Genomic DNA, 13,464 nt, shown 5'->3' on the forward strand with positions numbered 1-13,464 from the left:
TCCGGGCGGCGTGGCTTTCCGAGTTGAGAGATCTACATCGCGGTGGGACGCGAGGGTCGGCGTGGGGGTTACATCGACCTGAGATCTCGAAAATCGGGGGCGCCTGCCGCCCGGAAACCGTGAATTGCCTGGCCGTCAGCGCAAGCGCCTTGCAGCGTCATCGGCCGACGCCGACTGTTGCGCTGCATCACCGGTCAGCTTGACTTTCAGATTCTCGGTCATGAACTGCGTGCCGGCGGCGACGACGACGTCACCCGGCTTCAGCCCATCGGCGACACTGACGCCGTCGGGGGTGAAGGCGGCGACCTTGACCGGATGCGCATGGACGGTCCCGCCGTTGCGGTCGACTGTCCAGACGATCGATTGGCTGTCCTTTTGCGCCAACGCGGCCAGCGGGATCGACACCAGTTGCTGCCGGTTGTCCGCCGCGGCTTCGATGGAGGCGGTCATGCCTAGCAGCACGCGAGAATCGTTGGGCAGGCTGACGCGAACGGCAAAGGTGCGCGACTGCGGATCGGCGCTGCCGGCGACTTCGCGGACCTTGCCGTCGAGCGTCAGCGCCTCATCGGACCAGAAGCCAGCCTTGACGGTCTTGCCCGGCTTGAATTCGGCGATATCGGTTTCCGGAACAGCGATCAGGACTTCCTTCTCGCCGTCGATGGCAACGGTCACCACCGGCGTGCCGGAGCCGACCACCTGGCCGACATCGGCGGCAACTGATGTGACGATGCCGTTCTTGTCCGCCTTGAGATCGGTATAGCGGACCTGGTTCTGTGCCTGGGCAAGCTGCGAGCGGGCGGAGTCGCGCGTGGCGACCGCCTGATTGTAGCTGAGCGTCGCCTGCTCGAGCTGCGACTTCGGCGCGAAATTCTTGGCGTAGAGCTGTTCGGCCCGCTTGCGCGTAAGCTCGACTGTCTCGACCTGACGGTCGGCAGCATCGAGGCTGGCCTGAGCGCTTCTCACCGAAAGCTCGTAGTCGGTGGGATCGATGCGGGCGAGAACGTCGCCCGGCTTGACGCGGTCACCGATGTCGACAAGGCGCTCGGTGATCTTGCCGTTGATGCGAAAACCGAGATTCATCTCGGTGCGGGCACGCACCGATCCGGAATAGGAAAGCTGACGGGTATCGCTCGCCTTAGTGATCTCGACCACCTTGACCGGGCGGATGATCTCGGTGACCTCGGCTTTCTCCTGCGAGCAGCCGGCGAGGCCGAGAGCGACAACGATAATCAGTGCCAGGCCGGCGGCCGGTCGCCTGTAGGTGATGGACTTGGACAAAGACACTTTTCGTACTCCCGAACTGTGGGGATGAATTGCCGGTATCGCCGCCCGACGGGCGGCAACGGTCATTTCTTCAAGGCTCTGATGGCAAACTCGGTAAGCTCGTCCGGCGTCGCCCGGTTCTTCTTGGCGAGGCACTGAGCCATCATCTGTGGATGAGAGAGGCTGATAATAGCAGCACCGAAACACCGGGAAGCGACTACCGGATCCTGATCGACGAACTCGCCGGTGGCGATGCCCTCGCGGATCACCTCAGCGACCAGGTCGTGGATGCGGTCGATGTGCTTTTCGATGACGTGCCAGTCGCGCTCGATGGCGACGATGACCATCTCGTGCACCTTCTCCTGGTCGATCATGGTTTCCAGCGTCCACTGATAGTGCGTATGCACGTAGCGGCGGAGCTTCTCGCTGGCGGTGCCGGAACCATGGCAGGCTTCGTAGCTCAACCGGTAGCAGGTCTCGAGCATACGGCCGCAAACCGCCTGGTGGATTTCCACCTTGGAGGCGAAGAAGCGGTAGATGTTGGCGGTCGACATGCCGAGTTCGCGCGCTATGTCGGCGACGTTGGTCTTGCCGTAGCCGTAGTGGCGAAACAATCGCTCCGCGCAATCCAGGATGCGCGTGACATTTTCCTGGCGGGCGGAATCGGCGGTGGTGTCTAGGATTTCAAGCATCTCGTTGGCCAAATTTACGACTGACGAATTTAGAATTTCGTCACTCGTAAATTGAAAACCATCACCTGTCAAGGCTCGATTTTGGCTGCTGATGACAAATGGTGACATCCCTGCCCATGAAACGCATGTGGTTTCCGCCGGGCGCGCCTGCAACGCCGCCCCGTGTTTTTTGCGAAGGATCTTGAAAAGATGCTTTCCGAAATCGGTTCCGTTTTCGGATCAGGCCCTAAGGCTGCTTTGCCATCTCTCGCAGCCGGAACTTCTGGATCTTGCCCGTCGAAGTCTTCGGGATTTCCGCGAAGATCACCGCTTTCGGCACCTTGAAGCGGGCGAGCAGCGCGCGGCAGTGCTCGATTACCTCCGCCTCGGTCGCCGCCTTGCCCGGCTTCAGCTCGACATAGGCGACTGGCACCTCACCCCATTTGTCGTCGGATCTGGCGACAACGCCGCAGGAGCCGACGGCGGGATGCTTGTACAGCGCCTCCTCGACCTCGATCGAGGAGATGTTTTCGCCGCCGGAGATGATGATGTCCTTGGAACGGTCCTTGAGCTGGATGTAGCCGTCCGGATGCATGACGCCGAGGTCGCCCGAATGGAACCAGCCGCCGGCAAAGGCCTCATCGCTCGCCTTGCGGTTCCTGAGATAGCCCTTCATGACGATATTGCCGCGGAACATCACCTCGCCGATCGTCTCGCCGTCGGCCGGCGTCTCTTGCATCGTCTGCGGGTCCATCACCGTCAGGCCTTCGAGCGCGGCATAGCGTACGCCTTGCCTGGCCTTCTTCGCCGCCCTCGCCCCTTTCTCCAGCCGGTCCCACTCGCCGTGCCATTCGTTGACGACGGCCGGGCCATAGGTTTCGGTCAGGCCGTAGAGATGGGTGACGGCAAAGCCCGCATCGGCCATGCCCGACAGCACCGCCTCAGGCGGCGGCGCCGCGGCGGTGTTGAAGGTGACGGTCTGCGGGAATTGCCGCTTGTCCTCGTCCCTGGCGTTGATCAGCACCGACATGACGATGGGTGCACCGCACAGATGGGTGACGCCGTGATCGGCGATGGCGTCGTAGATCGGCTTCGGCCGCACCCAGCGCAGGCAGACATGCGTGCCGCCCTGCACGGCAAGCGTCCAGGGAAAACACCAGCCGTTGCAGTGGAACATCGGCAGCGTCCACAGATAGACCGGGTGCTTGCCCATCCCGGCATGGATGGTATTGGCATAGGCCATCAGTGCCGCGCCGCGATGGTGACAGACGACGCCCTTCGGATTGCCTGTGGTGCCGGAGGTGTAGTTGAGCGATATGGCGTCCCATTCATCGTCCGGCATCGACCAGGCGAAATCCTCGTCGCCGTCGGCGACAAACGCCTCGTAGTCGAGCGTGCCGATCCGCTCGCCCTTGGCATAGGGCGCATCGGCGGCGTAGTCGGGATCGTCGTAATCGATCAGCAGCGGCTTGACCTCGGCGAGCGCCAGCGCTTGCCGGACCACGCCGGCGAATTCGCGGTCAACGATCAGCACCTTGGTTTCGGCATGGTCGAGCTGGAAGGCAATGACCGCGGCGTCGAGGCGGGTGTTGAGCGAATGCAGCACCGCCTTGGTCATCGGCACGCCGAAATGCGCTTCCAGCATCGGCGGTGTGTTGGACAGCATGACGGTGACGGTGTCGCCCTTGCCGATACCGCGCTTCGCCAGCGCCGAGGCAAGCCTCAGCGAGCGCTTCCAGAAATCGCGATAGGTCGTGCGCTGGCGGCCATGGATGATGGCGGTCTGGTCGGTAAAGGTTTTTGCCGCCCGCTCGAAATAGGTCAGCGGCGTCAGCGGCTGGTGGTTGGCCGGGTTCCTGTCGAGATCCTGTTCGTAGGGATTGCCCATCCCGTCCTCCGCAATGTGTTCGTCGAGAACTTTAGCTACCGGCTTCCGACCCGTCACCACCAACGATGCCATCATAGACCGCGTTTGGCACAAGAATGGTCTAGATTCGGCGAGCGAAAGGGCATCTATGCCTTCCTCCCAATTTGACTTTTGTCGAGAGCCGCGAATAATGTCAGCGAGGAGATGGCATGGCGATCCGACCGGCAGAACAGCTTATCCACAAGGCCGCCTGGCTTTACTACGCACACGGCCTGCGCCAGGACCAGGTGGCCAGCCAGCTCAAGATTTCCCGTGCCTCGGTGGCGATGTATCTGCGCAAGGCGCGCGAGACCGGCATCGTCAACATCTCGACCTCGACACAGCTTTTCACCGACGACGTGCTGGCGCGCAAGCTCGAAGACGTGCTGAAGCTCGACGCGGTCTGGATCGCGCCGGAAAACGGCTATGTCGCCGACCCCTCGACCGACATCGCGGTGCTGGCGGCAAGCGTCTTTCTCGAGCTGGTCAAGAAGGGCGACCGCATCGGCGTCGCCTGGGGACGGACCATCTACACGATCGCCGACATCATGTCCTATGCCGATCTGCAGGACGTCACCGTGGTGCAGCTCTGCGGCAATCTGGGCGCCCCCTATTCGTACCGGCCGGACCAATGCACGATGGAAATCGCGCGCCGGCTCAACGCCAAGGGGCTGAATTTCTACGCGCCGCTGGTGCTGACGACGGAAGAACTGGCACGCGGCCTGCGCGCCGAGCCGGTGATCCGCGAGCAATTGTCGGGCATCGGCGAATGCGACCTGGCGCTGTATTCGGTAGGCTCGGTGGACACCGACAGCCACCTGGTCAAATGTGGCGCGCTGACCGAGAGCGAAATGGCTGCACTGCGCAAGGCGGGTGCGGCCGGCGTCATTGCCGGGCAGATCATCGACGCCGAAGGCCAGGCGCTCGACTGCAGCTACAACCGCCGGCTGATTTCGGCGGAGCTGTCATCGCTGCGCAGGATCGGAAAGCGCCTTGTGGTGGTGCAGGAGGACAGCAAGTTCGAACCGCTCGTCGCGGCGATCGCCGGCGGGCTCTGTACCCATCTGGTCGTCGGCGCGCACATGGCGCGACGGCTGCTCGACCATGCCGGAGCGGCAGCAGAAAAGGTCGCCTGATACCTAGTTTCAGCCGCCGACGCATTGTCATCAAGGCGTCGCGGTATTCCTGTTCACAACAAGAGAGAAATCGGACGAAGCTGACATGAAGAACCTGTGGAATGACGGCGAGGCGGAGAAGCTGGTCGCCGACTATGCAAAGAAGGGTGTGGCCCGCGACCTGGCGCTGCGCGTCTATACGACCAGGCTGCTGGGCGGCGAGCCGCGGCTCGTCCTGCATGGCGGCGGCAACACCTCGTGCAAGACCAAGGCCACCGACCTTGTCGGCGACGAATGGGACGTGCTCTGCGTCAAGGGCAGCGGCTGGGACATGGGCGTCATCGAGCCGCAGGGCCTGCCGGCGGTCAAGCTCGGCGCGCTGTTGAAGGCGCGGTCGCTCAAGAAGCTCTCCGACGAGGACATGGTCGCGCTGCAACGGGCGAACCTCATCGATCCGTCCTCGCCCAACCCTTCGGTCGAGACGCTGCTGCACGTCTTCCTGCCGCACAAATTCGTCGACCACACGCATTCGACAGCAATCCTGGCCATCGTCGACCAGGAGGATAGCGAGGCGCTGAGCCGGAAGGTGTTCGGCGAGAAAATGGGCTTCGTGCCTTACATCATGCCGGGCTTCGATCTGGCCAAGGCGGCCGCCGATGTATTCGACGCCGATCCGACGGTCGAAGGCCTGATCCTCGACAAGCACGGCATCTTCACCTTCGGCGACAATGCCAGGCAGGCCTATGACCGGATGATCCATTATGTGAACGTCGCCGAGGATTTCATCGCCGGGAACGGCAAGCCGCGCACCGAAAAAGTGGCACTGCCGGCCAGGCTGGCGAAGCCTGCGGAGATTGCGCCGATGCTGCGCGGCGCAGTGGCGGTGGCACGCGGCGAAGGCCGCTTCGATCGGATGATCAGCGATTTCCGCACCTCGGATGCGATCGTCGATTTCATCAATTCGGCAAAAATTGCCGACTATGCCGGGCGCGGCGTGTCGACACCCGACCTGTCGATCCGCATCAAGACCGGACCGATGGCATTGCCGGCGCCCGACGCGGACAAGGTCGGCGACTACAAATCCGTCATCCGCCAGCATGTCGAGAAATTCGCCAAGGACTATCGCGCCTATTTCGAAACCAATGATGCGCTCGACGACGTGAAGCGCACCATGCTCGACCCGATGCCGCGGCTGACGCTGGTGCCCGGCCTCGGCATGTTCGGCCACGGCCGCACGCTGAAGGATGCGAAGATTGCCTCGGACGTCGGCGAAATGTGGATCGAGGCGGTACGCGGCGCCGAAGCCGTCGGTGACTTCCGCCCGCTCTCCAAAAGCGATCTGTTCCCGCTCGAATACTGGTCGCTGGAACAGGCCAAGCTCGCCTCCAACAAGCCGAAGCCGCTGACCGGCCAGGTGGTGCTGGTCACCGGCGGCGCCGGCGCGATCGGTGCTGCCACGGCAAAGCTGTTCGCCGACAACGGTGCCCATGCCGTCGTCGTCGATCTCGATGCGGCAAGGGCTGCCGAGGCGGCAAAAAAGGCCGGTAACAATTCGATCGGCATTGGCGCCGACATCACCGATCCGGTGCAGATGCGCGTCGCCTTCGACAAAGCGGTCGCCGTCTTCGGCGGCCTCGACATTCTCGTGTCAAATGCCGGCGCTGCCTGGGAGGGCCGGATCGGCGAGCTCGACGACGCCACCTTGCGCAAAAGCTTCGAACTCAATTTCTTCGCCCATCAGTCGGCGGCGCAGAATGCCGTGCGCATCATGCTGGAACAGGGCACCGGCGGCGTGCTGTTGTTCAACACCTCCAAGCAGGCGGTCAATCCGGGGCCGAAGTTCGGCGCCTATGGCATTCCCAAGGCGGCAACGCTGTTCCTGTCCAGGCAATATGCGCTCGACTACGGCGCGCATGGCATCCGCTCCAATGCCGTCAACGCCGACCGCATCCGTTCGGGGCTGTTGACCGACGCCATGATCGCCAGCCGCTCGGGCGCGCGCGGCGTGTCGGAGAAGGAGTACATGTCGGGCAACCTGCTCGGGCAGGAAGTGACGGCAGAAGACGTCGCCCAGGCCTTTCTGCATCAAGCGCTGGCCGAGCGGACCACCGCCGATGTGACGACAGTCGATGGCGGCAACATCGCGGCGGCGCTGAGGTAGATCTAAACACCGGACCAACAAAAAGAGCGGCCCGCGAGCCGCTCTTTTCCTTTGCCTATAGCGAAAATTACTTCGCGTTCGGGTTCGGCATCCAGGCAGGCATCGCGACGTCGGCATGGGCGAATTGCGGCAGCTTGGCCGAGAGGTCTTCCATGTTCTTGATGTCCTTGTCGACGAGGTCCTTCTGGGTGATCAGCGTCGGCGGCACAATGACGTTGTGGCCGGGATCTTCACCGGCCAACAGCTGCGCCAGCGCACGCACCGAGACCTGGCCGACGACGGCCGGGTTGGTGGCGGCGGTTGCCGCCCAGGCGCTGTCCGGCTCGCGCATCGCGGCGATATCCGAGGTCGAGATGTCGGCCGAATAGATCTTGATGTCCTTGTTCAGCCCGGCCTCGTCGACGGCGATCTTCACGCCTTTGGCGAATTCGTCATAGGGCGCGAACATCACCTTGATGTCGGGATGGGCCGATAGCACCGAACGGGCCTGGTTGGCGACGGAATTGGCGATCGGGTTATCGAGCGTGCCGAACATGGCAACTTCGTCGATGCCCGAATATTTCTTCTTGAATTCGACCCAGGTCTCGTTGCGGCGATCGAGCGGCGCGATGCCGGCGACATAGACATAGCCGGCCTTCCAGCTCTCGCCATTGTCCTTGACCGCCTGTTCGAGCGCCAGGCGGGCGAGGTCGCGGTCGGACTGTTCGATCTGCGGGATCTTGGGGTTTTCGACATTGACGTCGAAGGCGACGACCTTGATGCCGGCATCGACGGCACGCTGGGCGGCGTCCTTCATCGATTCCGTCAGGCCGTGCTGGATGATGATGCCCTGGACGCCGAGCGCGATGGCCTGGTCGACCATGTCCGCCTGAAGCGCCGCATCCTGGCGGCTGTCGAGCACGCGCAGATCGACGCCGAGTGCCTTGGCCTGCGCCTCGACGCCGGACAAATACGCCTGGAAGAAGTCGCCGGTCGAGAGATAGCGGACCAGCGCTATCTTGACGGCGCCCGGCTTGTCGAACGGCGCCGGCCTGTCCTGCGCCATCGCCGGCAACTGCATCAGCAATGTTGCGCCGGCAAGCCCGAGCGCTGCCTTCCCCAAAAGTCTTCTTGTGATGTTCACGTCGCTTCCTCCACTTGTTGAACCCAAAATGTGACCCGGTCGAACCCTATCTCCTGCCCCTGCCGGACAGGGCGAAGGTAAAGACAAGGGCGACCACGAGAACCACGCCCTTGACGAAATCCTGCGTGTAGTAAGGCGCGTTCATCATCGTCAGGCCCTGCAGCAGCACGCCGACAAACACCGCGCCGACAGCCGTGCCGAAGGCGTTCGGCTTGGCGGCGCCGAGAACCGCGTAACCGATGAGTGCCGCAGCCACCGCGTCGAGCAACAGATTATTACCCGAGGCGATGTCGCCGCGTCCAAGCCGGGCAGCGAGCAAAATGCCGCCGATCGAGGCAAAAACTCCCGAAATCACATAGGCCCAGATTTTGTATGCCTTGACAGGCGCGCCGGCGAGTTCTGCGGCGCGTTCGTTGCTGCCGACCGCATACATCATGCGCCCGAAACGGGTGTATTCGAGAAAGAACCAGATCAGCACCGCCAGCACGAGCAGGACGACGACCGACACCGGAATGAGGTTCGGGATGAAGAAATCGAAGCGATGGCGGCCAAGCGCCAGGAACGCGGCGCCGAAGCTGCCGTTGGCGACCGAGCCGTCGGGCATGGTCATGCCGGTGGCGATCGAACGGCCTTCGGTCGGGATGCGCTGCAGGCCGACAAGCAGGAACATCATGCCGAGCGTCGCCAAAAGGTCCGGAACCCGCATATAGACGATCAGCCAGCCATTGATCAGGCCGACCACGGCGCCGATCACAAGACAGACGACGACCGCCACGACGGCGTTCTGCCCCAGCACCACCATTACATAGGCAGCCGCCATCATGGCGCTGGTGGCGACCGAGCCGATCGACAGGTCGAAGCCGCCGACGACCAGCGTGGCGGTGACGCCGAGCGCCAGAACACCGGTGATGGCGACCGACTGGAAGATGAAGACAGCACTTTGCGGCGAGACGAAACCATCGGCGGCGACGGCGAAATAGGCGATCAGCCCGAACAACAGAACGATGAAGCCGTAGCGAATAGCATTGTCGCGCAGGATCATTCAGCGCTCCCGCACGCTGGCACCGTCATTATCCAACCCGAATTCATGCCCTCTCCATTCCAATTCTCATCGTCTTCCCGCCGTCAGGCTGCGCTGTGCAACGGCCCGCCCGCCACTTCGGCCAGTAGCCGCTCGAGATCGACATCGGTATTGCGGTGCTCGCCGACGATCGTCTGCTCCGACATCACCATGATGCGATCGGCCGTCTCCAGGGCTTCGTCGAGTTCGGTGACGAACAGCAGCGTCGCGCGGCCGTGGGCGCTCGCCCGCAGCTTTGCGGCGATATCGCGTCTGGCCGAGATGTCCACACCTTGAAACGGCTCGTCGAGGATGAAAAGCCTTGCCGCCTGCGACATCCAGCGGGCGACCATCACCTTCTGCTGATTGCCGCCGGAAAGCGACGCCATCTCGTCCCTCTCGGAGCGGCAGACGATGCCGAGCTCCTGGATCTGCTGGCGGGCAATGGCCCGTTCGATACGGTGTTTGAGAACGCCGAGACGCGACATGCGGCTGTGGAACGGCAGGCTGATGTTTTCCTGGATGTTGAAGTCGCCGACGATGCCGTTTTCGCCTCGGTCCTTGGCGACGAGAAACACACCGGCGGCAATCGCTTCGCCGGTCGATGCCGGAGCATAAGGTTTCCCGTTCAGCACCATGGTCCCGGCCAGCGGCTGGCGCAGGCCGAACAGCGTCTCGGCGAGCGCGGTCTTGCCGACACCGACAAGGCCGGTGATGGCAACGACCTCGCCATCGCCGAGCGTCAGCGAGATCGGCCTGGCGCCTTCAGCAATCCGCAGCGCGTCGGCAGTGAAAATTGCTTTGGCCGAATTCCTGGCGACGATCCGCTCGAGCTGGATCTTACGGCCGAGCATGGCGTTGACCGCACCTTCGTAATCCAGCGGCTTCTTGTCGAAGATGCCTGAGATGACCCCGTCGCGCATCGAAATGATGCGATCGGCAAGCCGCCTGATGTCCGACATACGGTGCGAGATGTAGAGGATCGCCACGCCTTGCTGGCGGAGCCGGTCGAGCAATGCGAACAGCCGGTCGGCCTCGGCGCTGGACAGCGAGGAAGTCGGCTCGTCGAGGATCAGCACTTTCGGCCGGTGCGCCATGGCGCGGGCGATCGCCACCATCTGGCGGTCGGCCAGAGAGAGATCGCTGATCCGGGCCTTGAGGTCGATGGCCAGTCCCATGCGATCGGCCACCGCCTTTGCCTCGCGACGCACCCGGCCTGGATTGAACAGCGTCGGCACGCCGCTGCCGCTCAGCCTGTCGAGGGTAAGGTTGGTGGCGACGTCGAGGTCGGCGACGACACCGTCATTGATGTTCTGGTGGACGGTAACGACGCCGGCGCGGATCGCCTCCGCCGGGGTTTTCGGGTCGAACTCATGACCGGCAAGCGACATCGAGCCGCCGCCATGGTCGTAGACGCCACTGATGATCTTGACGAGGGTGGATTTGCCGGCGCCGTTGGCGCCCATCAGCACGGTCACTTCGCCGGCATGCAATTCGAGCGAGACGCCGCCAAGCACCTCGATATGGCCAAAGGATTTCCTCAGGCCGTCGACGCGGAACACGGCATCATTGCCCATTCGTTCCTCCCTGACCATGACGCTATGGGCTATATCGGCAATTGTCAACACGATTGACAATTGCCAGCAGGCTTCCTAGCTTGGCCCGACCGCGTTGGCTCCGCTATCATCGGAGCACATGAGCGGGAGGTGAGGATGACTGGGAAATCGCCGTTCGAAGCACTGTCGGTCGAGACACTGGCGGGCCGTCTCGGTGCCAACGAGCCCCTGTGTTCGCAGATCGGCAAGGATACGAGCCAGTGGAAGGTTCGTGAAGTCGGCGATGGCAATCTGAACCTGGTGTTCATCGTCGAGGGTGCTGAGGGTGCGGCCGTCGTCAAGCAGGCCCTGCCCTACGTCCGGCTGGTCGGCGACAGCTGGCCGCTGCCGCTAAAACGCTCCTTCTTCGAATACCATGCGCTGACGCGGCAACAGGCGCGGGCGCCGGGTTCGGTGCCCGATATCTATCACTTCGACGAAGGCCAGGCGCTGATCATCATGGAGTATCTGTCGCCGCACATTATCCTGCGGCGGGCGCTGATCGAAGGCCGGCAATTGCCCAACATCGCGACAGACATCGGCTTGTTCATGGCCCGCACGTTGTTTCGCGGCTCCGACCTGCATATGGCGACCAAGGACCGCAAGGCCGATCTGGCACTGTTCGCCGACAATGTCGAACTCTGCGACATCACCGAGAACCTGGTTTTCTCGGATCCGTATTTCGATGCCAAGATGAACCGGCACACCAGCCCGCAGCTCGATGGCATTGTCGCCGAGCTGCGCGCCGACCGCGACCTCAAGGTCGAGGCGCAGCGCATGAAGCACATCTTCGCTGCCAATGCCGAGACGCTGCTGCATGGCGACCTGCATTCCGGCTCGATCATGGTCACCGACACCGAAACGAGGATGATCGACCCCGAATTCGCCTTCTACGGGCCGATCGCCTTCGACGTCGGCATGCTGCTCGCCAATTTCTGGATGGCGTTCTTCTCGCAGCGCGGCCATGAACAGGACGGAAGCCGCGACGCCATGCGTGACTATCTGCTCGGCGTTACGGTCGAGACATGGTCGGTGTTTCGCGCCGAGTTCTCGCATCTGTGGCGAACCGAGCGTACCGGCATGCTCTACCAGAAGAGCCTGTTCGAAGATCAGGGCGACAGGCTTGGCGCCGAGCAGGCGCTAGACCACATGCTGCATTCGATCTGGACCGATCTGCTCGGCTTTGCCGGCGTCGAGGTTCACCGGCGAATTCTCGGCCTTGCCCACAATGCCGATTTCGAGACCATTGCCGATCCGGATCTGCGCGCCAGATGTGAGGCAAAGGCGCTGAAATTCGGCCGCCACCTCGCCGTCAACCGGCGCCAGATCCACAGCATCGACGAGGTCAACCGGTTGGCCGCGCTGATCGAACGGGAGAGCAGGATTTGAACGTCGGCGACCGCCACTACCGCACCATCTGGCCGAGTGACGACGGGCGTTCGGTGGAGATCATCGACCAGCGCTGGCTGCCGCATGATTTCCGTATCGAAAAGATCGATACCGTCGCCGGCATCGCCACGGCAATCCGCGACATGTGGGTTCGCGGGGCGCCGCTGATCGGCGTCACCGCGGCCTATGGCGTCGCCATGCAGATGGCCGACGATCCGTCGGATGCAGCACTCGACGCCGTCTGGGCAACGTTGCACGAAACGCGCCCGACGGCGATCAATTTGCGCTGGGCGCTGAACGAAATGCAGCGCTTCCTGCTGACGCTTCCCCTGGCAGAACGTGCCGCGGCTGCCTATCGGCGTGCCGGCGAGATCGCCGACGAGGATGTCGGCCTCAACCGCGCCATCGGCGCCCATGGGCTCGAAATCATCAAGGCGATCGCGGCGCGCAAGCAGCCGGGCGAACCGGTCAATATCCTGACCCACTGCAACGCCGGCTGGCTGGCCACGGTCGACTACGGCACCGCCACCGCGCCGATCTATCTGGCGACGGAAGCCGGCATTCCAGTCCATGTCTATGTCGACGAAACGCGACCCCGCAACCAGGGTGCCCAATTGACCGCCTGGGAGATGGCGGGCCACGGCGTGCCGCATACGCTGATCGTCGACAATGCCGGCGGCCATCTGATGCAGCGCGGCCAGATCGACATGGTCGTCGTCGGCACCGACAGGACCACCGCCGACGGCGATGTCTGCAATAAGATCGGTACCTATCTCAAGGCGCTCGCCGCCGACGACAACGACGTGCCGTTCTATGTCGCGCTGCCGTCGCCGACGATCGACTGGACCGTGGGCGACGGGCTGGCCGACATCCCGATCGAACAGCGCTCGCCCGACGAGGTCTCACTGGTCTGGGGCAAGACCGCTTCCGGTGAGATCGCCCAGGTCCGCGTATCGCCGGAAGCCACGCCGGCGGCCAATCCGGCCTTCGACGTGACGCCGGCGCGGCTGGTCACCGGCTTGATCACCGAACGCGGTGTCGCTACGGCCTCGCGCGAAGGCCTGAGGGCGATGTTTCCCGAGCGCGGATGATCCGCTTTGCCGAGAGGGCGCTCCGGATTTGCCTGATCTCACGATTTCTTGAACACGGCACGGTTAAAAACGCCCGTTGCCTGTCCCACA

Annotated in this window: 10 protein-coding genes; 4 read left to right on the plus strand and 6 right to left on the minus strand. The window is 63.1% G+C overall.

Annotated features, from left to right (window positions below; all coding sequences use genetic code 11):
• Positions 1-135: 135 nt before the first annotated feature.
• The 3 genes from NKJ20_RS08335 to NKJ20_RS08345 all read right to left on the minus strand — a co-directional run bounded on the left by NKJ20_RS08335 (position 136) and on the right by NKJ20_RS08345 (position 3,822).
• Complete coding sequence (locus tag NKJ20_RS08335) at positions 136-1,284, minus strand: efflux RND transporter periplasmic adaptor subunit (RefSeq protein WP_352743496.1); 1,149 nt, start codon at positions 1,282-1,284, stop codon at positions 136-138.
• Between the two features lie 62 nt (positions 1,285-1,346).
• On the minus strand, positions 1,347-1,955 hold the full coding sequence (locus NKJ20_RS08340) for a TetR/AcrR family transcriptional regulator (protein ID WP_352743498.1): 609 nt from the start codon (positions 1,953-1,955) through the stop codon (positions 1,347-1,349).
• A 226-nt stretch (positions 1,956-2,181) separates the two neighbouring features.
• Positions 2,182-3,822, minus strand: a complete 1,641-nt coding sequence (locus NKJ20_RS08345; protein ID WP_352743499.1) for an acyl-CoA synthetase — start codon at positions 3,820-3,822, stop codon at positions 2,182-2,184.
• A gap of 188 nt (positions 3,823-4,010) precedes the next feature.
• Here NKJ20_RS08345 and NKJ20_RS08350 point away from each other — a divergent pair, with 188 nt between their 5' ends.
• A complete protein-coding gene (locus tag NKJ20_RS08350) occupies positions 4,011-4,976 on the plus strand; it encodes a sugar-binding transcriptional regulator (protein ID WP_352743501.1) in 966 nt (321 codons plus the stop codon).
• An 85-nt stretch (positions 4,977-5,061) separates the two neighbouring features.
• The gene (locus tag NKJ20_RS08355) at positions 5,062-7,116 is read left to right on the plus strand and encodes a bifunctional aldolase/short-chain dehydrogenase (protein ID WP_352743503.1); all 2,055 of its coding nucleotides are present in this window, start codon (positions 5,062-5,064) and stop codon (positions 7,114-7,116) included.
• Positions 7,117-7,183: 67 nt separating this feature from the next.
• Here NKJ20_RS08355 and NKJ20_RS08360 read toward each other — a convergent pair whose 3' ends face one another.
• The 3 genes from NKJ20_RS08360 to NKJ20_RS08370 form a co-directional block, all read right to left on the minus strand.
• Entirely contained in the window at positions 7,184-8,239 is a 1,056-nt protein-coding gene (locus tag NKJ20_RS08360) for a substrate-binding domain-containing protein (protein ID WP_352743505.1), read from the minus strand.
• A 46-nt stretch (positions 8,240-8,285) separates the two neighbouring features.
• A complete protein-coding gene (locus NKJ20_RS08365) occupies positions 8,286-9,281 on the minus strand; it encodes an ABC transporter permease (protein ID WP_023676003.1) in 996 nt (331 codons plus the stop codon).
• 83 nt (positions 9,282-9,364) lie between these two features.
• Entirely contained in the window at positions 9,365-10,876 is a 1,512-nt protein-coding gene (locus tag NKJ20_RS08370) for a sugar ABC transporter ATP-binding protein (protein ID WP_352743506.1), read from the minus strand.
• Positions 10,877-11,011: 135 nt separating this feature from the next.
• Between NKJ20_RS08370 and mtnK the strand changes: the two genes are divergently transcribed.
• Positions 11,012-12,283 carry an S-methyl-5-thioribose kinase gene (gene mtnK, locus NKJ20_RS08375; protein ID WP_352743507.1) on the plus strand — a complete coding sequence of 424 codons (1,272 nt, stop codon included), beginning with the start codon at positions 11,012-11,014 and terminating at the stop codon, positions 12,281-12,283.
• On the plus strand, positions 12,280-13,374 hold the full coding sequence (mtnA, locus tag NKJ20_RS08380; protein ID WP_352455228.1) for an S-methyl-5-thioribose-1-phosphate isomerase: 1,095 nt from the start codon (positions 12,280-12,282) through the stop codon (positions 13,372-13,374). Before mtnK ends, mtnA begins: the two co-directional genes overlap by 4 nt.
• Positions 13,375-13,464 lie beyond the last annotated feature (90 nt).

Source organism: Mesorhizobium sp. M0185 (assembly GCF_040322175.1).
Taxonomy (GTDB): Bacteria; Pseudomonadota; Alphaproteobacteria; order Rhizobiales; family Rhizobiaceae; genus Mesorhizobium.